Consider the following 18,302-nt stretch of genomic DNA (forward strand, 5'->3'; position numbering starts at 1 on the left):
GTGAGTTTGGCACTACGAGCCAACCGTGCTGGGCAGCGGTACCGGGTCGGTGATGCGGTAGCGCCACATGGCCTCAGTCGTCACGGCGGCGTACCGGCCGGCGTCGAGGGCGTGGTCAGCGGCTTTGATGGGGGCGTCGAAACCGGCCTCGGCGGCGGTGGGGTCCCAACTGTAGCCGGGGATCTCGTTGATCCAGCCCGTGCAGGAGGCATGGACGCGCAGACGGCCGGTGGCCAGCAGCGACGAGACGGTGCGGATGCCGCGCATGACCTCGTTGTTGGCGAGCACGGCGTTGATGCCGTCCTTGTAGAGCTGGATACGAAACGACGCGGCGCTTGGGTCCACGATCGTCCATTGCGGTGATACTCCGCGTTGCCGGGTGTGGGGCTGCTCGATGCCGGCCAGGAAGTCGCGTAGCTGCTCGCTGTACTCGTGGTCGGACAGCTCCCGGCGGCGGGCCTTGGAGTCGTAGTAGAGCTCGTTGGTCAGGTACAGGATGCCGTCACGGCCGAGCCCGAGCACTTCGGCGGCGAAGGGGTTGACCGTGCCGTAGTCGATACCGAGTCCGAGGTAGGCATCGATCGGTGGCAGCTCGGTGACGACGTGGTACGACGGGGTCCACGAGGAGTAGACCGCGCCCTCGGCCAGGCACCACCGGCCGAGGATGAACCGGTCGTAGAACAAGCCCGTGTACTCCGTCTTCACGGCGGCCTTGTAGTCCTCGGTGAGAGACGGGTTGTCGTCCAGGACGAAGTGCCATTGGCGCATGTCCAGGCTGTCTACGCGGAGCATGAAGTTCTTGCGGACCCAGTGGGAGGGGCCGTCGGGGTTGGTGGTGGCCAGCAGTTTAGCGCCGGGGACCCGTAGCCGGCTGAGGCACATCGTGAAGAACGCCTCGGGGATCAGGGTCAGCTCGTCCACGTAGATCAGGGCCGCGGTCGCGCCGCGGATACGGCCCTCTGCCCGTACGTCGGATGCGCCGATGAGGTGCACGGTGCGGCCGAAGATTGAGGCGGTGGTCGCGCCTCGGGTGTGGGAGATGTAGCGGGCGAACGGGCCGAACGGTCCGGCGGGCTGCATCAACACCTCGATGATGTTGCGTTCCACGGTTTGTAGGGAGCGGCCGACGATGAAGATGAGGCCGTTGTTGGGGGCCCGGACGACAGCGAAGAGCAGCGCGAGTAGCGAGGCGATCGTTTTGCCGGAGGAGACAGCTCCGGACCACAGGTTGATGCGTGCGGTGCACTCCATGATCGAGCGGATCTGTTTGCGGGACATGATCTGGCAGATGCCGGTGAGGTCGATTCCGTGGCGGGACGGCATCAGGGCTCCATGGTGTCGGGACCGCTGTCGGGGCTGGTCGGTGCTTCGTCCTCGGCGACGATGCGGTGGTAGGCCAGCCCGAGCGCGCCGAACAGGTCGTTGACCATGCTCTTGCCCACCACTGCGCCCTCGTCGCTGTCGTGCTTTTCGAGGGTGAGGGCCTTGTCGACCGTGATGGCCAGGGAGGTGTAGGCGGCCTGCTGGTCGCGTAGCGGGGGCAGCTTGGTCGTGACCAGTTCGGGGCCGGTAGGTCCGGAGACGACCTGCGTGTAGGGGTCCCAGGCGCGGGCGCGGAAGCGCTGCGCGTCGTCGTAGAGCTGGGCGATCAGTGTGGCGCGTGCGGCCTTGGCGTCGAACGCGCGCGCACGCGCGCCTTTTTCGGCGTGCGACCGGTCGAAGGCGGTGTCGCCGACGGCTTCGCGGGCGATCTTGGTCACGGTGGAGGTGGCCACGCCGTGTTTCGCGGCGATCTTGTTGCGGGACAGGGTGTTGGTGTGGATGTCGGCGAGGATCGCGGCGCGTACCTCGTCGGGTAGTGGTGCTGGCACGGGCTACGGCTCGATCAGGTGGGGGATCGTGGAGCGGTTGTTCTTGCCGCCGGTGGGGTTGGTGTTGCGGGGGCGGTCTGCGGGGGTGAGGCCGAACTTTTGGGACCAGACTCTGATTTGGGCGTCGGCGCGGTCGCGGATTTTGAGGACGGGGTTTTCTACGAGGTTGCCGTGGGCGTCGGAGACGACGATGCCGGAGTCGGCGATGAGTTCGTCGGCGTCGTTGTAGGTGGTGATGGCGGTGCACAGCAGCCGGAAGGCGTGGGTGTCGACGGGGGCTAGTGCGACGGTGATGGTGGGGGCGAGGGCTTCCCAGACGGCGCGTACGGGGTCGGGAAGGTTTTCTGGGCAGGCCAAGGCGGCCCCCGCATCCGATCCCCCCGTGTGGTCGGTGCTGGGGCCGCCGTTGGCGGTACTGGTGGTGGTGTCGGCCATCGGTGGTTAGTTCACCGGGCTCCCGGACAGGCCGCTCTGTGCGGTGCTCGCGGCCCGGCGGTTACGGCCGAACAGTCCTCGGGCGCGTTCGCCGACGCGCCCCATCGCGTTGCGGATGCGTTCGCGCATGGGTTATCCCTCCTTCGTCATGTCGATGCCGATACGGGCGGCCACCTCGTACCCGTCGAGGTATTTGTCTCCGATCTCGATGAGTGGGTGGCCGGTTTCCGCGCCCGCGAGGCGTAGGAACTTTTCTTTGTCTTCGCGGGTGCGGAAGCAGAGGGCCACCCAGTGCTCGGAGTCGGTGGCCGTGCGGACGCGGTTGTTTTCGGCGCGCATCCGGGCGCGGAAGCCCTCATCCAGGGCCGCGGTTTCGCGGGTGATGTCGGCTTCCACGTCGTCGCTGGGTTCGATGCCGGCGAGGGGGTCGGGTTCGGGTTCGGCCTTGAACCGTTGGGTTAGGTCGTGGACTTTGCGGAGTTTGCCGTTGGCGTTGGCGGCGCTGCCCTTGAGGCGGGCGGCGATCTCCTCGCGGGTGGGTTTGGCCATCAGCGGGTCACCTTCGGGTACGGGGGTTTGGGTTGCGATAGGTCCATCAGGGCCAGGTCCACGAGGGGGAACCACGCCTGGATGCGGGCGTAGTCGTCGGGGAAGCGGTCGCGGATCGGTCGGGTGAAGCGGGCGTCGAGGCCGTCGAAGGAGCGGCCGAACATGTCGTAGTCGACGCTGAGGTGGATGCCTTCCTGCTCGATGGCGGTCATGACGTGGTACTTGCGCCAGTCCCAGATGGGATGGAGCTTGCGGTGGTTGTGGTTGCGGGGGCCGTGGGAGGCCATTGCGATGCGTCGCATGGGGGAGTCCGCGGCGCGGACGCCGTCGCAGACCCAGGCGTCGGCGGGTAGGCCGCAGTGTTCGCGGGCGATCTGCACGACGTGGTGGTAGTCGGGGACGGGGAGGTTCGCGGCGTCGATGACGGCGCATCGTTCGGGGGGTTGGTAGGTGTAGTGGTGCAGCCAGCGGTAGAAGCTGGGGTTGAGCAGTCGCAGGATGCGGGTGCCGAATTCGCGTTGGAACCATTCCTCGCAGTAGTCGAGGTATTCGTCTACGAAGGCCAGGCCGCGGAGGCGGCCGTAGACGCGGTGTGACAGTGGGTGTGCGCCGGGGGCTGGTTGGGCTGCGGCGAGCGTGTAGGGCTGGTTCGGGTCGGGGATGAGGTGCATGTAGTAGGGGTAGACGCGGGCGCCGGCGTCGCGGAGGGCTATGGCGGTGGCCCATGCGTCTTTGCCGCCGGAGTGGGCGTGGACGACGTCTTTGTCTTTGAGGGAGGCGCGGATTTCTGCGCTGGTTTCTACTCCGTCGATGGCGGATACGGGTTTGCGGGGGTCGAACACGGTCATGCGTCAACCTCTCCGAGTCCTGTAAAAGGTGGTAAATGTTCCTTGTTGGTTTCTGATGGCTGGGTTAGATTGTAGGGGATGGATTTTGAGGGGAGCTGGAACCCCTTAGCCAGTCCGAGAGGAAAAGCCGCTAGGGCATCTCGGCCCGGCGTGGGCCCCCTTCATGGGGCTCGGTGGCGGGCCGGACGCCCTGCGAACGGAGAGGAGGTTGGTGTGGACACTGAGTGGACGGGTGTAACCGCTCGGGGGGTGGCATGGTCGGTGCGGGTCGAGGATGGCCGAACGGTTGTTCTGGTCTGTGGCGACAAGACGGTCCGGGGGACGGTTGATCCTGGCGGGAACGCGCGGGGTGCCGCTATGGCGCTGATTGGTGTGCTTGAGGGCCGGCACTAGTAGGGCCCGGTCACGGCCGGTGGGTCACCCCCCGCTCCCACGCGAGGAGCGGGGGGTGACTGCTGCCTACCGAGCTTCTGAAGTCGAGTAGGACGGACCCCACAAACACGGCCACCCACAAACCGCAAAAGAAGCCTTGACAACTTCTGCTGTCCCGGTTAGTGTAGTGGGTGTTCGGGGCGGGGAGCTGGACCCCGCCCCCCACCTGAGGGGGAACAATGAGCAGCATCAATCCCGGAGACATGATCGAGTTTCAGGTGGAGAAAGGTTCCCTTCCCATGGTCATGCAGGTAGTGACCATCACCCTCGCCACGGACTACATGATGATCCAGGGGGTAGTGGAGGACTGCCGGGAAGGGGTAGTGAAGGACCACCAGGAAGTCGTGGTGATCGCGGGTCCGGATGCGGCAGTCAAGCTTGTTTCCGTCTCCTGATCTACACGGTTGCGCCCCCGCTCTGCGCACGCAGGGTGGGGGCGCAACCGTGTGCGCGGCGTTTCCCCCGGGCCGCTGGATCGCCACCTAAAGAACCCAAGTAAAAGGATCGAAATCCTACTTGCCAACTTCTGTTGTCCCGATTATGGTGGTTGGTGTGAGGCCGGGGGAGCTGGAACCCCCGACCCGCCCCCCCCCGAAACGAGGTCGAACATGTCAATGTCGATGCCAGTCCTCAATGATCTTGACCGTGCCCCGGCCGACCATCAGGTCACACTCAGCCAGATCGGCCGACGCCGACTGCTCCTGTTGGGTGCCCACAAGTTCCGCCACGATGACCCGAAGGGGGAACTTCGATTCACCATAGGAGAGGGTTCACGTACCGCGCTGGTGATCGTGGTTCTGAGAGCCGACGACACGTACGGCGTCGAGATCGGGCGGATGCGTCGGCGGCGAGGGGAAGGACTCCCCTCGTGGAAGACCCTCAAGGTCAAGGAGAGCGGCATCTACTGCGACACCCTCGGGGAAGTCCTGGAGGGGATGTGGAACGAGGCGTACTACGGCTCTTGAGCCTCACCGCATGAGAGGGGCGCTCTGCCGCCCCTCTCATGCGAAGACCCCGCTGGGCCACGCCGGCGCTGGCACGGGCACCCGGAATGGAATATCGGCTAAGCCCCCGGTCACGGCCGGTCAGTCACCCCCGCTCCTCGCGAGGAGCGGGGGTGACTGCTGTCTACGGAGCTTGCGGGGCCGGGACACCCCCAAACCCGACCACTTAAAAACATCTAAGGAAGCCTTGATAACTTCTGCTGTCCCGGTTAGTGTAGTGGGTGTCAAGGCGAGGTAGCTGGAACCTCGCCCCTCAGAGAGGGCCGCGCCCATGCCAATCCCGATCATCGACCTAGAGGAAGTTAAGGCTGACCCGTACGACCGTGACCGCCGCTGGATCAAGTACCAGGGGGTTTTTGTCCACAGAGTGGATGGCCCGGTCCATAGCCCGGGGTATCCCCACCGGGTGCTGTCGGGGAGGCCGGGCGCACTGCTTTGTGCGGAGCCAATCATCGAGTCCTGGCGTGGATCGGAGTGGACGGGCACCGGAACCTGGGAGAGCGGCCAACCGTTCGGCCCGGTGTTGAGCATCGGGGCGATAGTCCAGTTGAGGTTCCCATTCTGCGGGAACGGCCGCGTTCCCTTCTTCATGTTCCGGATCGTACGGCGTCGCGGGGCTGACCCGATGCTGAGGCCCATTGACTGACTCGCGGGCAGCCTGCGTCCAAGGCACCCTGCGTGTGAACACCGTACCGCACATGCTCGCCCCGCCCCGGCTTGTCCGGCGGGGCGAGCATGTGCGGTACCCGTCACTTTCCCCGCCGGGCGTGCGTTTCTGCCGGGTGCGGTCGTCGGGTCAGCTCCGGCGTTAAGTCTGTGGCTTCCGAGGGCAGATCGGGGCCGCCCTCGGAAGCCACAGGGCTGTCAGGCGTGGGGGATGGGCAACCGCAATTGCCGGCACACGCGGTCGGCCGCATTGTGCGGCATGTATGCGATGCCGACGCCGTGGCCGTATGGGGTGGCACTCCATGCGCCCGGCCCGGCCATATCGGGAAATACCCGCTGGGCAACGCGGATAGCCGCCGCTTGCTCTTCCTCGTAGGAGCACAGCGCCTTCTGCCTGACCCCATCCTGATGAGCGGTTATGGTGTTCCCGATCTTGTGCAGGGGGACGGGAACCTCCGCACCAGTTCGGCTACTCCGAATGCGAGCGAAGGTCAACGTGTAGCCGCGGTTAGTTGCGGTTGCGTACACCCGCACCAATCGGATTCGCTCGATAGTGAGTCCTCTCTGGTTGTTTGTGGTGATGTCTACCGGGGCTCCCTCAAGGGCCCCGATGAGGTGGCGCATCATCCCCGCCGTCCACATGTTCGGCTCGGTTGGGGGGGTCAGCCCCACATGGGGGAAGTTCCGAGGTTCGATGTTTTCCATGCGCTCTCCTCTCGGGGTGAAGCGGGATTCCAGCTCTCCCGCCTTACATCCATCACACTAACCGGACCATTAAAAGTTATCAAGGCTCCTTGTAAACTTTCTAATGGTCTGGTTAAGTGGTGGGTGTGGGCGGAGTTGGAACCGCTCGCACACCGAGAGGAGGGCCCCATGGCCACGGCACACACCTCCCTACCGCTGGTTCCGGCGGCGCTCGCGCAGTACCTGCGCGAGCGGGAGGCCGCGCGCGCGGCAACGCGCGCGGCGGTGAACGAAGCGATCCGATACGGGGGAGACACACTGCGGGCAGAAGGGCAGGTCCCCTACCCGCGCCTCACCCCCGAGCTGAATGGGCTACAGGTCGAATACGACCGGGCCTATCAGAGCGCCGCTCGAGCGGCGGCCCGCCAGGGACGCCTTCTCGGTGCGAACCCGACGAAGGTGGCGGCCCTCTGGTCTGATCATCGGCCGAATGGGATGTGTCCCGTGTGTGCGGCCACCCACGCGGGGTGGTGCTGATCTGCTGCGCCTCGGGCCCACGCCGGGGCGCTCAACCCCACTCACCGATACCGCCGACATCACAAGGAGGACGGAAGAAGTTGAACAACTATGAGCGCGCCTACAACGAGGAACACGCGGCCGAGCGCATCGAACGGGCTCGTAAGCGCCTGAGCTTCAGGGTGTGAACCTGACATCCGAGTACGGATCGATGGAGTAGCAACTGGGGTCCTGATCGGAATCCCCCGTCGTAAGCGCGACCTCCCGGCGGTGGTCGCCCTGCTCGACCAAGCCGTCGAGCTGGGGGCCATTCACGGCCGTTGTGACGACGAGGCGGAGATGACTGCCTATCTGCTTGGCAGGCCCATCCCCGATCACGTCGAGTATGACATTTCCCCGACTAACGTCCTCACCATGCGTCGCAACGGGATCGTGACCGAATTGCCCCTCCCCAGCGGACTGAAGCCGCTCCAGGTGATAGGTCAACTCGCACGGTATCTGCCCGTCGTGTTCGCGATCGCTGGACGCCTCGCCGACGAGGTCGACACCGGCACGAAGCACGCCAGCGACGGCACCGGTTCGGCGACCAGTTAGGCGGACCCCACCCCCAAGGCCCTGGGGGTGGGGGTTTCCGTCGACGCCCGTCTGTCGCTGTCACGTTGGCCGGCGGGCGGGCCGTTCGTGTGGCGTCAGTCGGCCTCGTGGGGCTGGCTTGTGGCGTTGAGGGCCGCGCGGACCTGCGCCACGGTGGGGACCTGCCAGGCGTGGGGGGCGGCGTGTCGGCGCCACGCCTCGAAGGCGGCGACGAGGGCCGGGAACTCTCTGCGGATTTTCTCCTGGACGTCGTAGCCGCCGGCCTCGCACGCGGCGAGTAGGTGGGCTGAGGCGGAGCCGGGCGTTTCGCCGAGTACCCGGGCCAGGATGCGGGTGTCGGCCACCTGGTCGGTGGGGTGCAGGGGTGGCAGGTCGTCGGTCCAGCGGTCACAAAGGCCAGGCATGGTGGTCCCCTCGTGGGTTGGTTCCTCTCGGTACATCCATCGTGGCTCTTTTCATGATCACAGTAGAAACTGTGTCGCCTTGGCGACACAGTGTGGCGATCGGGTGGCGGGAATCGTTGGCACCGAGAGGAATTCCCCCGATCCCGCTACAAGGAGCATGTCATGACAGCTCGCCCCAATATGTGGTTTAAGTCCTCCAAGAGTGGGCCCAACTGCGACAACTGCGTCGAAGTGAACTTCGGTGGCGTCGTCGCGGGGATGGCCGCCGTGCGCGACACGAAGGACCGGCAGGGTTCCGTGCTCGTGGTCGATGTGGCGTCGGTGGCCACGGTCGGCCGTGCTGCCGCGGCCGGGAGGCTGGTAGCCGTCTGACCTGGGGATGCCGTGCGGCCCGCGCCCATGTACGGGGGCGCGGGCCGCATTTTGCCTGTTTTACGGGACACGAAAAGCTATACAGTAAACCTTGTGTCTTTCTATTGGATTCGATAGTGTGGTGTCTATCGAAGGGGGCGGTGGAGCTGGAACCACCACTCCCGCAATCCGAGAGGGAGGCGACGCAATGGCACGCAAGGAACCCCAGGGTGGGGCCACCTCAAAGCCCATCTGCGGCCAGTGCAGTGGTCGTGGCGGCAAGTGGGTGGACAAGAAGGTATCGACCGGCAAGGGCAAGGTGGAGTCCCAGAAACTTTGGGACACGTGCCCCCGTTGCAAGGGTTCAGGCTGGCTCTGACCTGACGTACGCTGCGCACATGGTTGTGTGCCCTCTGTGCAGGGGGGATGGTTGGATCTCCCGGGACGTTGCCGCCCTGGGGCCGATCCGGCCGTCCCCCCGTAGCCTGTTCATCATCAACGGCCGCGGATTTGCGAACGTGCCCCCCGGCATGATGGCTACCGCCCATGTGGCCCACCCGTGCCGCGCATGTCGGGGCCAGGGACGGTGGGGAGCTGACGGGGGAGAGCCCCCAGTCGAGGAACCGCCCCCGGCGGTCACTCCAACATGACGCGCTTGCGTCCTACCGGGCTCGCCCCGGTGTCGGCCTCCACCACGGCCACGCCGCCGGGGCCGCTCCACCGGCAGACCGACTCCCACCGCCCCGAGGACCGGTGGAGAAGGCGTGCCGGGGTGTCCGGGCTCGGCGGAACCGGCCAGCCTTTCGCGGCGGCCAACTCCCCCTTGGTGACCACCGCGAGCAGCCCACGCCGCCGCCAGTCGCGTAACCGCGCTGGTGTGACCTCCGGAAACCGCGCGCGGATGTCAGATGCCGTGACGTACTCCACGCCGTTGATCATCATGGCTCACACCAGCCCAATCATGCCGCCGGGGTCAGGCCGGCGGCCGTCCGGCAGACAGTGCCCCACGAATGGGCGCAGCCAGCCGGGGACCTGCGCGAACGTGTCGGCCTGGTGCGCCTGGTAGACCTGGCGGGCGTGCTCACGGCACACGTCGAGGTAGTCGCCGGGTCTCCACCACCGGCCCGCGAGGTGGGCCAACCGGTGGAACACGAACGCGCGCGTAGCGGTACGGGGACACCCCGGAGCCACGCAGTAGTGCCCCTCCGTGGCACGTGTCCGCAGTGCGTCGGCGATCGCTTCCGTGCTCACGAGCGGCCAATCATCGGCCTGGCTGCCAGGCCGGGTCGTAGCCGACCGCCCACGAGGCGTACGGCACGGCAGCGCGGCGCAGTGTCAGGCACGGCCACACCTGTCCGCAGCTCGGGCACGCCGGACCGCCGGCCAAGACGTACTCGGCGCGGCCGGCGTGGGTGCGCAGCACGTCGCGGGTCACCAACACCAGACCCGGCACCAGATTCCGGGCGGTAGTGATGATTCGGGTGGTGGCCTGGTTTTCCCGGCGGGTGCCGTGGGTGATGCGCGCGAACAGTTCAGCGACCTTGCGGGGCGTGGAAGGCCCTACCCACCAGGTGCCGCGTAACAGCTCCATCTGCCACGGCGCGGGCGGGGCCTGCCGGTCGTAGCGCTCCAGGTCATCGCAGGCACGGGTGAGCCAGTCATGCAGGGGATGCGTCAGGACCGGCGGTGTCGCGGGGGTACGCGGCCCGACGAGGGGATTGCCGCGCGGCCGGTCAGCGTAGTCCAGATCGTGGCCCATGATGTCCTCCGCTGTTGGGGGCGGGTGGCAGCTACCCAGATCGATTGCGAGTCGGTGGTACGGCAGATGTGCGCCGTGGCGGGCAGCAGATGCAGCCGGTGGCGGGCGGCGGCACGTCGCACGATGCCCATCAGTCGATGCCAGTCGTCGCCGTCAACGGTGCGGCGGGCGTTGGTTGACCACACGACAAGCCGGGCGTCACGGGGCCAGCGCACGTGCCCGCACCCTCGGGCGGTGCTGGGCCGTGCGGTGACCCGGTGGCGGGCGCTCACCGGTGCCACCGGATGACCAGTAGGGGCAGCAGCATCGACACCGCGTCGGAGCTGACACGGACACCGGCGCACAGGTTCCCGACCTCGACGCGGACCGTGAGCCGGCCGTCGACCAGGTGCAGCCCCCGCCGGTTGGCCGCGGGCGGCAGCTCGGCATTGATCGCGGCGAGGATCATGTAGGCGGCCTCCGAACGCTCGGCCAGCGGCACATACCGTCGCGGGCACAACGCGCGGGTGATGGCGTTGAAGACCACGGAGAACACGCGTTGGTCCCGGCCAGACAGCGATTCCGTCATGATCGGCCTCCGTGGCCCTGGCGGGTGGTGGTCAGGGGAGCCGACCGGGTGCGCGTCGCGCCACCGTGGCGGCCGTGCGCGAGCGCGGTCATGTCGACACCGAGGCGGGTGGCCAACCCGTCGGGTCCGCTCCACTCGGTCACGCCCCACCGGTGGCGGCGGCCGGGCCAGCGCACGGCACGTCCACATCCGCAGTCAGGGCCGACGCAGCGACAGTCGCCGTTGAGGCAGTGCACCGACCACTGCATCTCATCCAGCGACGACACCTCGGCGTGCAGCTCCCGCAGTCCGCAGGCCGGGCATCTGGCCGGTAGCCGGCGCAAGTCCTCGGTGTCCACGCCGACCGTCGCGCGCGCCATGCGGTTGGCGCGTTCGAGGACGTGCCTGGCGCGGTCGGCCAGCTCGGCGTCGGTGACCCGGGGCAGTAGGTCGGCCAGGAGTCCGACCGCCGTGGTCATGATGGCGTCAGGCAGGTCGTAGGCGACGACCGCGACGGCCTCGCCGGCGTGGCAGTGCCGGCACGGCACCGGGTCCGGCACCCACGGCTGTTCGTCGGGGGAGCCGGCCGGGCGGGCTGGCCATGGCTGTCCGGCTGGCCACCAGCGCGGCGGCAGTGTGCGTCCGGTGCCCCGGCAGGGTTGGCAGGCACCAACGAGTACGTGCGTGCCCTGCCGGATCACCGGCCGGACCGTGGGCAGCTCGCAGGCGGTGAGGACGGCGGCGGTGAGCGCGGCGACGTCGGCGGCGATGCGGGCGCGGGCGTGCACCGCGGCGAGGTTCGTAGCGGCAGCGTGGGGGGCTGAGGGCACCCGTCCGCAGCGGATTGCCTCGGCGGCGGCCACGCGGTCTTTGTGCCACTGCTCGGCGCGGGCGTGTTCAGCGGCGGCGGCGATGGAGCGTTCGTGGCGGTAGGAGGGGGTGCCGGGGGTGCGGAACGCCGACAGCCACGGCCACGCGTCGCGCAGCTCCACTAGCCGGGCGACGGCCTCGGCGATGTGGTAGCCGGCATCATTGTTGGTGGGAATCGGCGCGTAGTTGGGTGCGCCGTGGCGGTGACGCGGGGCCCGGCGGCGGTGAACGCTCACAGGCGCTCACCGTCCGCGCGGTGCAGGTCGCGGCGGGCACCGTGCTGAGTTCCCGCTCCCACGGCGCGCATCGCCGCGACCTGCCCCCACGTACGCCGTTGGCCCCGTTCTGGTCCCATGGCGTCTCTCCGTAATGTCATTGCCAAAGAGGTACGCAGGGCAGCGTTTTATGCGCGACGTGCTCGTGGGTTCCCGTCCACGGTTCGTCGCTGCCACAAGGGTCCCGTTTGCCCCGCATCCACTGTGGTTCACACACACAGTAGCCCGTGGATCGCAACGTGCAAAGGATCTCGCGTGTGCGACGATCAAATCTATGGCCGATCGGATGAGTGCCGAAGAGCGTGATAGAGCGTTCTGGGAGACACTTCTGGACAGCAAACGGTCCGGAGTCAAGCGGTCCATCGCGCAGATTGCCAGGGCGTCCGGCGTGAGCAAGTCCTTTGTGACGGGCCGGTTGGGGGAGCTGCTACGCGCGGGACTGGTTAATCATGCGCGGCATCCGGGAGGGGACCGTCAGCCCCCGGCGAACGTGTGGTGGCTGACCAGTGCGGGCCGCCGGTACGCCGAGCAGTCCCACCGGTAGAACACAGCGGAAGGGCCGGCACCCGCCGGCCCTTCCTTCCGAACCCACCCCGTTCCTTGCGGTGCAAGGCTGCGGATTGTCCTGCCAACCGAAGCGCCCGTTCACAGGCACGCGCTAGCACCCCCCAGCGCGGCGCGTAGCCAGAATGGTCTCTAGTTGTGTTTGGACGCCTCCCAGCCTAGCGCGTCACGCCGCCCGCCGCCCGCCGCCCGCCGTCAAGCGTTGTCGCGACGCCGGATCTCAGCATGAACTTTTGAGATTATTCGGTCGTATTCGACCACACGCTGATGCATCAGCTTTGCGTGGTTCCGTGCATCGTCTGCCCTGGCATCGGCGCGGGACGAGAGGGTTTCGGCGATGGATTCAAGGCCGGCGGCGTGCTCTTGGATCGACTGGCGTTTATCAGAAAGCGCCAGCTTGATTTCCTCAAGATCGCTGGTAGCGAACATCATATCGATCCCCATTCCTGGCGGCCGTGCCTCGGTTACGGGGTTGGTTTTGGCGAGGGTTCCAGCCTTCACCACTTGACCACACCAACCCAACAGAAGGTGTCAAGCAATACTTGGGACTTTTTGATGGCCTGGTTTGTGTCTGTCCGGGCCTGCCCGAGACGGGCCCCGGTTCTACGGCCAGAGACCCAAGCTCATTTCGTACTCTTCCTGGGCTGTCGCCGCCCAGTAGCCCCGGTCCTCAAGGTACCGCTCGCACGCGGCCTCAGCCCTGGCCACACTTTCGGTCCACTGGTCGTCTTCGCTGAGGTACCGGAGTTCGGCGTCGCACTCGCGTACTTGCGCCACGCTCTCGTGGCGGCCATCGCAGTGACCGCACCGAATCGACGGCATCGCCATGACGGCTCCTCTCGGTTGGTGTGTGAGGTTCCAGCCCCTCACCACTTGACCATACCGACCCAATAGAAACTGTCAAGCAATGTTTGATGACTTTTGTTGGTCGGGCTTGTCCAACCCCAACCTTGATGGATTAGCCGCGATCGCCTCGGCTCCTCGTCTCAGACGATGGTGGGCGTCCCCGGCGTGGGCGAGTTTTCCACCAGGGGTCGAACACCGATGGCAACCACACCTGGTGAGGGCTGTCGGGATTCAGCGATGGCGGTGGAGCGGGCTGGGTCGCGTCCCGGGCGTGCGCCTGTTCGGCTGCCTGTAGCGCGCGGGTGATAGCTGAGGGGTGTACCCCGTGGCGGCGGGCCAACTCCGCGCGGGTTTCGGGGGCTTCATCCACAAACGGATTCTCTCTGTCCGGCCCCGGCGGGTGGACGTGCACCCGCCGGGGCTCGTGATCACGCGAACGACAGTTCGTATCGAGCGTAAAGGTTACATTTCGCGCACACTAGGCCGGGGATACCGGAGTTGTCTTGCCGGGGGAAGCGGGCCCCGACCCACCGGAGGCACTCGGCGCACGTACCCGCGTTGCGGGTGTTGCGTTCGCGCTCGCGGCGGGGTGGGGAGAACTCCCAGCGCCGGTAGGCGAACTGCGCTTCCTGCTTGTTGGTGTGTTCGGTGCTCTGTCCCTCGTCCGGGTCGCCGTCCTCCCCGGTCCATCCGCTGCCTTTGCTGTAGACGCGCACCTCCCAGCGTGTGGTGGTGGTGCCGTCAGACAGCGAGATGGTGATCTCGTCCAGGGCCGCGCGGCGATTCCCGCCGAGGCCCTTGTCGTGCAGGTTCACCGAGCTGCGGGAGGTCTCGGTCAGGGTGGCCACGCGGGCTATCTCCTCCTCCTCGGCCTTTCGGGCGGCGGCCTCTCGGGCGGCCTTCCGCTTTGCCCGCTGCTGCCGGCGCCGCTCGTCGGCTTCACCCGCGACGCGCAACTGTTCGGCGGCGGCCCGGCTCTGCGCGTCACAGCGGGCGGTGTAGTCCTCGTGACTCTCCGGCGGGTTGGTGGTGCAATCCACGGATGAGGCATGCCGGGTTTCCCACCGGCCGCCGCCGCTCTCGCGGATCATCATCGTGGCGGCTGGCGCGTCGAGCCGGCCGGCGCTGACGGTGACCCCGCACAACGCACACGGGGTGCCGGCGGCGACGTTGCGGGTGGGGCACTGCCCGAAGTGCTCGACCTCGATGTTCTCGCCATGACCGACGAGATGGCCGGTTTCGGCGTAGACGGTGGTCTGGCACCAGCGGCACCGTGCCTCGCGGCGGTTGGGGCGCTGCGCCTCGGTGACGACGCTGACCTCTCCGTCTGGCACGGGATGCTCTTTGAGCAGGGCCGCGATCTTTCTCTGCGTCGTCGCCCCGAAGGCCGACTTGGCCGACTTGTAGTGCCGGCTCCACAACTTCCGCAGCCCCTCTGCCGCCACGATGGACACCGTCACGGTGGCATCCTGCACGGCGTAGGGTTCACCGCCGCGATAGGTGTAGGCGTGCCCGGTCGTGACCTTGTCGACCGCCACCACGAGCGTGCCGACCGGCACGTCCACCACGTCACCGGGCTGAAGCCAAACCCCCTCGACGGCACCACCGCCTTTCCCGGCACCCAACGCGGTGATGGTTTTCCGCCACGCGGAGGTCTTCGGTTCCGCTGGCGGGACGGTGATCTGCATAGTTCCTGCCCTCCTGGATGGTGGCCCGTTTACGGGACTGCCCTCGACCAATCCAGTCTGGAGCACCGAACCATAATTCGCAAGCCAAGTTGCGAATTATGGTTTGCAGAGTGGCCGACCCGGAGAGCTTGTCGAGGGCATCCACCAGAGCCGGCCACCATCAGCGTGGCCACCACCAACACGCGCGATGATGTTGGGTCAGCCTCCCCAGGAGCATCGAGCCGGGTCCTACCTAGGCTGACTAGGCCACCGCGGCGTTGAAAAGGCCGGGGCCCACCTCCAGCGGGCCCCGGCCCTTTTCCGCGCACTTCGGCTCGGGCTAGCGGCCCGTGCCGGCCGGTCCATCGGAGGAACTGGAGATCGTTCTCCCCAGGTATCAGGAGGGATGCCACCCGAGCCCAACAGAAGGCAATCAAGTACGATCCCTTGCGAGCCCGAAGGGTTTAGATGGGGACGCCGCTGCCAACTAGCAACGACGCCCCCGTGCTGTTACTGCTTACGTGAGTTGTGGCTCACGTTGAGCAACAGGATCAGCACAAGGGGCCCAACCCCAAGATTGGGCCCCTTGTTGCTGGTCAGTGCCTCAAAGGCAGAGGCCAGCTCACAGGCCACGCCAAGCTCTACAGCTAGGGCGATCTTGCGCTTTTCCTGTTCCTCGGGTGATTCCACCATCGGTCCCTTCCGTCGGATGCCCCGCTACGGGAGCCCGAAAAGGCCCCCGCGATCCTGCGGGCCCGCCGTGGCACCGGGGGCGATCACGCCAGTGCCACGCGTCATCCTCGATCGCCGCGTGCAGGCACGGCCTAGTCCCGTCCTTGACAGGCGTACCGCACCGTGCCTGGAAAGGCCGGGGCCCGCTGGAGGTGGGCCCCGGCCTTTTCCGTGTACTTCGGCTCGGGCTAGCGGCCCGTGCCGGCCGGCGGCACATACACCGGCGTACCGGTGTGGATGCCGATCGACAGCACCCACCGGCCCAGCCACCGCGCCGACCGCGCTACCCCACTGGTGCCGGTGCGCTGCTCCAGCCACCGGCCGGCGGCGTAGATGGCCGCGCCCGCAGCAAGGGCCATCACCTCAATGAGCCAGGTTTCGTCCATCCGGATTCCCGAGCGGGCCGCCAGGTAGGCGGCGACCAGCGCGGCGACGTGTCCGAGCGCCATCGGCCACACCGTGCGGATGTAGGCTGCGGCCCGGTCCGATACCCGCTTAAGCGCCTCGGACGGCGGTGATGGGTTAGCCGTCTGCTCGTTCATCGCTGTTCCCCCGTTTCTCGTGGTTGTCAGTTCAATGCGACCGGTAGTCAGGACCGAGGTCCGTGATTGCCGGTCGCGCCGATCACCGCGTCTGGGTCGTGTCCGAGGTGCATCACCGCCAGCCGTAGCCGCTGGTGCTGCTCCCACAGGGCCCAAAACTGTGCCGTGCGCTGGTCCAGTTCCGCGGTGACCTCCGTCAGCCGAGCCCACGTCTGCTCGAGCTGCCTGTCTGTGCGGGCGTCCACGTGGGCGTCCCGGTCGTGATCCAGGCGTGCCCGCGCCGTGTCGTTGGACGCCTCGGCGGCCCGCCAACTGCTGCGGGTGCCATAGAGTCCCGTGGCCACCCCGATGAGGGCGGCGATGATCGGTCCGACAATCTGCCACCATGCCGGCCACCCGGCCGCCTGTACCTCGACGGCCCCCACCGGCTACCTCCGGTCCGGTGGCGTGGCGCGGGCAACCAGCAGCGCCACCGCCGTGACGAACGCGCCGACTCCTACCGCCCGCCAGGACGGCACTTGCCAGGTCAGGACGTAGGTGGCGGTCAGGACGGCGAGCCATCCGAGGTGCCAGCCGGCCAGCAGCGCCAGGCCGAGTCGTAGCCGCCGGCCCCGGCCAGCGCGGTACTGCCCGTAGCCGTAGACGATGTAGAGCAGCAACGCGGCCAGGGCTACGCCGTAGGTTCGCATCCCGCCCGGGATCTGCCGGGCCAGATCGTAGGCCGGTGAGGAGTACACACGGTCACCGATCAGGGCCAGGCCGATCACGTCCCAACCTGTCGCGGTGATCAACATCAGCCCGACAGCACGCCAGGACAGCACGGCCACCCGTGCCCGGGTGGGGGACAGTCGCTGCCAGGTACCCGCCGGTGTCGTGGATGGTGCGTGTAGTCCGGTGCCGACGCGAGGCGTGGACGTGGAAAGAGTGCCTATCACCTAAACCCCCGTGCAGGTGACAAAACCGATCATATGAACATGCGCCGATGTGTTGCTGTGGTCCATAGTGTCAGCTCCATCGGAGGAACCGGGGACCGACCCGCCGTACACCTGTACGACAAGTGCGTGGCGGGGCCTGAGGGAGCATCCCGAATAGCGGCAGCGACACTGGACAGGTTCGCCTACCAGTTCCCATGATCCGGAGAGGCCGATGACCGAAACCCTGACAGCCGAAACCGTCTGGCAACTGATGGACCTGGACATCGCTCGTGATCCGGTGATCGCCGTGTCGGGCTCCCTTGGTGCGTGCGCGGTCACGGCCGAGTTCGCCACGGCGGCCGGGATGGCTGTCATCGCGTCCCGGGTCGACATCGTGGCCCGATGGGGTGACGGGCCGATCACCGAGCGGTGGTGTCAGACCGTGGCGGACGAACTGGCTGCGCGGATCACCGGCGTATGAGCCTCACCCTCACCCCTGACTGCATGGAACACCATTGAGGGTCACATAAAATCCGCACAATGACGCTTGACTGATTCTATGTGACCGATTAGTGTGGGTGTTGGCAGGCAGCGAGCTTCCGAAGCAGTGCCCGCCACCGAGAGGACACTCAACCCCCGAACGGAGAAGCTGTGTACGTGACCCTCTCGGGGTCATGGCGGTGCTGATGATCCGCCACTTTGAGTTGCCGACCAAGGAGGTACCCGCGATGACCGCACAGGACGACCAACAGGCGGCGGAACAGCGGATCGCCCTCAGCATCGCCGCGCACGGAGTCCGTTTGGATTCCGCGCGGCGGCGGACGGACTTGCGGCGATCGCTGGTCGAAATCGAGAGGGCGGCGGCGGAACTCTGCAAGGAGCTCGACACTGGTAGAAAGCTGTCTGGATCGGAACTTGTCAAGCTGGTGTCGCACGCCGCCACCGCGCAGTCACACGCGACCGCACTCTCTGTGCTGGAGTCCCTCGCGTGGGCTTTGCCCGATCAGTAAGTGGCCCCCGAACGGAGAAGCCGGGTACACACCGTGACTCTATGTCGCTCCTTCCCATCGGGTTAGGCGACTGCTAGCATGACTGAATTCCCCGCCAAGGCGGGGGTCATCCGTCGCTTAGCACACGATGCGGGCATCACGGATTATTGTCCCCGCCAACGCGGGGGTCCCCACACCTGTGGGGGTGTATCGGTCGTTGGCCGTACCAGCCTCTTGGTTAGG

The 18,302-nt window shown here is 66.9% G+C and carries 27 protein-coding genes; 7 read left to right on the forward strand and 20 right to left on the reverse strand.

The window, feature by feature from the left end; genetic code table 11:
* Positions 1-12: 12 nt before the first annotated feature.
* The 6 genes from SALPAC2_RS0123775 to SALPAC2_RS25350 are packed head-to-tail and all read right to left on the reverse strand — an operon-like array spanning position 13 to position 3,703.
* Positions 13-1,323: a PBSX family phage terminase large subunit gene (locus tag SALPAC2_RS0123775; RefSeq protein ID WP_018219127.1), complete on the reverse strand. Its 1,311-nt coding sequence runs from the start codon at positions 1,321-1,323 to the stop codon at positions 13-15.
* Positions 1,323-1,871, reverse strand: coding sequence for a hypothetical protein (locus tag SALPAC2_RS25345; RefSeq protein ID WP_018219128.1), 549 nt, complete (start codon positions 1,869-1,871; stop codon positions 1,323-1,325). The genes SALPAC2_RS0123775 and SALPAC2_RS25345 overlap by 1 nt, the downstream gene beginning before the upstream one ends.
* A 3-nt stretch (positions 1,872-1,874) precedes the next feature.
* Complete coding sequence (locus SALPAC2_RS0123785) at positions 1,875-2,306, reverse strand: phage terminase small subunit P27 family (RefSeq protein WP_018219129.1); 432 nt, start codon at positions 2,304-2,306, stop codon at positions 1,875-1,877.
* Between the two features lie 6 nt (positions 2,307-2,312).
* Complete coding sequence (locus tag SALPAC2_RS28270; RefSeq protein ID WP_018219130.1) at positions 2,313-2,435, reverse strand: hypothetical protein; 123 nt, start codon at positions 2,433-2,435, stop codon at positions 2,313-2,315.
* A 3-nt stretch (positions 2,436-2,438) separates the two neighbouring features.
* Positions 2,439-2,855: a hypothetical protein gene (locus SALPAC2_RS0123795; RefSeq protein ID WP_018219131.1), complete on the reverse strand. Its 417-nt coding sequence runs from the start codon at positions 2,853-2,855 to the stop codon at positions 2,439-2,441.
* Positions 2,855-3,703, reverse strand: a complete 849-nt coding sequence (locus SALPAC2_RS25350; protein ID WP_018219132.1) for a hypothetical protein — start codon at positions 3,701-3,703, stop codon at positions 2,855-2,857. Before SALPAC2_RS25350 ends, SALPAC2_RS0123795 begins: the two co-directional genes overlap by 1 nt.
* Positions 3,704-4,314: 611 nt before the next feature.
* Here SALPAC2_RS25350 and SALPAC2_RS0123805 point away from each other — a divergent pair.
* Positions 4,315-4,530 (forward strand): hypothetical protein, encoded by a 216-nt coding sequence (locus SALPAC2_RS0123805; protein WP_162561407.1) that lies wholly within the window; start codon positions 4,315-4,317, stop codon positions 4,528-4,530.
* A gap of 219 nt (positions 4,531-4,749) precedes the next feature.
* Positions 4,750-5,100, forward strand: coding sequence for a hypothetical protein (locus SALPAC2_RS25355; RefSeq protein WP_027657357.1), 351 nt, complete (start codon positions 4,750-4,752; stop codon positions 5,098-5,100).
* A 903-nt stretch (positions 5,101-6,003) separates the two neighbouring features.
* Here the strand turns inward: SALPAC2_RS25355 and SALPAC2_RS0123825 are convergent.
* Positions 6,004-6,510 (reverse strand): hypothetical protein, encoded by a 507-nt coding sequence (locus tag SALPAC2_RS0123825; protein ID WP_018219137.1) that lies wholly within the window; start codon positions 6,508-6,510, stop codon positions 6,004-6,006.
* 168 nt (positions 6,511-6,678) lie between these two features.
* Here SALPAC2_RS0123825 and SALPAC2_RS25360 point away from each other — a divergent pair, with 168 nt between their 5' ends.
* Together SALPAC2_RS25360 and SALPAC2_RS0123830 are read left to right on the forward strand one after the other, a co-directional pair.
* Positions 6,679-7,026: a hypothetical protein gene (locus SALPAC2_RS25360; RefSeq protein ID WP_018219138.1), complete on the forward strand. Its 348-nt coding sequence runs from the start codon at positions 6,679-6,681 to the stop codon at positions 7,024-7,026.
* Between the two features lie 249 nt (positions 7,027-7,275).
* Complete coding sequence (locus SALPAC2_RS0123830) at positions 7,276-7,599, forward strand: hypothetical protein (protein WP_018219139.1); 324 nt, start codon at positions 7,276-7,278, stop codon at positions 7,597-7,599.
* 95 nt (positions 7,600-7,694) lie between these two features.
* Here SALPAC2_RS0123830 and SALPAC2_RS0123835 read toward each other — a convergent pair whose 3' ends face one another.
* Complete coding sequence (locus tag SALPAC2_RS0123835) at positions 7,695-8,003, reverse strand: hypothetical protein (protein WP_162561409.1); 309 nt, start codon at positions 8,001-8,003, stop codon at positions 7,695-7,697.
* 162 nt (positions 8,004-8,165) lie between these two features.
* On the opposite strand from SALPAC2_RS0123835, the gene SALPAC2_RS25365 reads away from it, so the two are divergent.
* Entirely contained in the window at positions 8,166-8,375 is a 210-nt protein-coding gene (locus tag SALPAC2_RS25365) for a DUF397 domain-containing protein (protein WP_033662060.1), read from the forward strand.
* Between the two features lie 615 nt (positions 8,376-8,990).
* Here the strand turns inward: SALPAC2_RS25365 and SALPAC2_RS0123845 are convergent.
* The 12 genes from SALPAC2_RS0123845 to SALPAC2_RS0123905 form a co-directional block, all read right to left on the reverse strand.
* Entirely contained in the window at positions 8,991-9,296 is a 306-nt protein-coding gene (locus SALPAC2_RS0123845) for a hypothetical protein (RefSeq protein WP_018219142.1), read from the reverse strand.
* Positions 9,297-9,299: 3 nt separating this feature from the next.
* Positions 9,300-9,605 carry a hypothetical protein gene (locus SALPAC2_RS0123850; RefSeq protein ID WP_018219143.1) on the reverse strand — a complete coding sequence of 102 codons (306 nt, stop codon included), beginning with the start codon at positions 9,603-9,605 and terminating at the stop codon, positions 9,300-9,302.
* 10 nt (positions 9,606-9,615) lie between these two features.
* Complete coding sequence (locus SALPAC2_RS0123855) at positions 9,616-10,113, reverse strand: hypothetical protein (RefSeq protein WP_018219144.1); 498 nt, start codon at positions 10,111-10,113, stop codon at positions 9,616-9,618.
* A 268-nt stretch (positions 10,114-10,381) separates the two neighbouring features.
* Complete coding sequence (locus SALPAC2_RS0123865; protein WP_018219145.1) at positions 10,382-10,681, reverse strand: hypothetical protein; 300 nt, start codon at positions 10,679-10,681, stop codon at positions 10,382-10,384.
* Positions 10,678-11,766: a hypothetical protein gene (locus SALPAC2_RS0123870; protein ID WP_018219146.1), complete on the reverse strand. Its 1,089-nt coding sequence runs from the start codon at positions 11,764-11,766 to the stop codon at positions 10,678-10,680. Before SALPAC2_RS0123870 ends, SALPAC2_RS0123865 begins: the two co-directional genes overlap by 4 nt.
* Positions 11,763-11,885, reverse strand: a complete 123-nt coding sequence (locus SALPAC2_RS28275; RefSeq protein ID WP_263404680.1) for a hypothetical protein — start codon at positions 11,883-11,885, stop codon at positions 11,763-11,765. Before SALPAC2_RS28275 ends, SALPAC2_RS0123870 begins: the two co-directional genes overlap by 4 nt.
* Before the next feature lie 679 nt (positions 11,886-12,564).
* A complete protein-coding gene (locus SALPAC2_RS0123875) occupies positions 12,565-12,870 on the reverse strand; it encodes a hypothetical protein (RefSeq protein WP_162561411.1) in 306 nt (101 codons plus the stop codon).
* A gap of 773 nt (positions 12,871-13,643) precedes the next feature.
* A complete protein-coding gene (locus tag SALPAC2_RS0123885; RefSeq protein ID WP_018219149.1) occupies positions 13,644-14,903 on the reverse strand; it encodes a hypothetical protein in 1,260 nt (419 codons plus the stop codon).
* Between the two features lie 489 nt (positions 14,904-15,392).
* Positions 15,393-15,575, reverse strand: a complete 183-nt coding sequence (locus SALPAC2_RS0123890; protein ID WP_018219150.1) for a hypothetical protein — start codon at positions 15,573-15,575, stop codon at positions 15,393-15,395.
* Positions 15,576-15,802: 227 nt separating this feature from the next.
* Positions 15,803-16,156: a hypothetical protein gene (locus tag SALPAC2_RS0123895; protein WP_018219151.1), complete on the reverse strand. Its 354-nt coding sequence runs from the start codon at positions 16,154-16,156 to the stop codon at positions 15,803-15,805.
* A gap of 47 nt (positions 16,157-16,203) precedes the next feature.
* A complete protein-coding gene (locus SALPAC2_RS0123900; protein WP_018219152.1) occupies positions 16,204-16,581 on the reverse strand; it encodes a hypothetical protein in 378 nt (125 codons plus the stop codon).
* A 3-nt stretch (positions 16,582-16,584) separates the two neighbouring features.
* Positions 16,585-16,983 carry a hypothetical protein gene (locus tag SALPAC2_RS0123905; protein ID WP_026185095.1) on the reverse strand — a complete coding sequence of 133 codons (399 nt, stop codon included), beginning with the start codon at positions 16,981-16,983 and terminating at the stop codon, positions 16,585-16,587.
* Positions 16,984-17,302: 319 nt separating this feature from the next.
* Between SALPAC2_RS0123905 and SALPAC2_RS0123910 the strand changes: the two genes are divergently transcribed.
* Together SALPAC2_RS0123910 and SALPAC2_RS0123915 are read left to right on the forward strand one after the other, a co-directional pair.
* Positions 17,303-17,551 (forward strand): hypothetical protein, encoded by a 249-nt coding sequence (locus tag SALPAC2_RS0123910; RefSeq protein ID WP_018219154.1) that lies wholly within the window; start codon positions 17,303-17,305, stop codon positions 17,549-17,551.
* Positions 17,552-17,744: 193 nt separating this feature from the next.
* Positions 17,745-18,080: a hypothetical protein gene (locus tag SALPAC2_RS0123915; RefSeq protein WP_018219155.1), complete on the forward strand. Its 336-nt coding sequence runs from the start codon at positions 17,745-17,747 to the stop codon at positions 18,078-18,080.
* Positions 18,081-18,302 lie beyond the last annotated feature (222 nt).

The sequence above is a fragment of the Salinispora vitiensis genome (assembly GCF_000378825.1).
Taxonomy (GTDB): Bacteria; Actinomycetota; Actinomycetes; order Mycobacteriales; family Micromonosporaceae; genus Micromonospora; species Micromonospora vitiensis.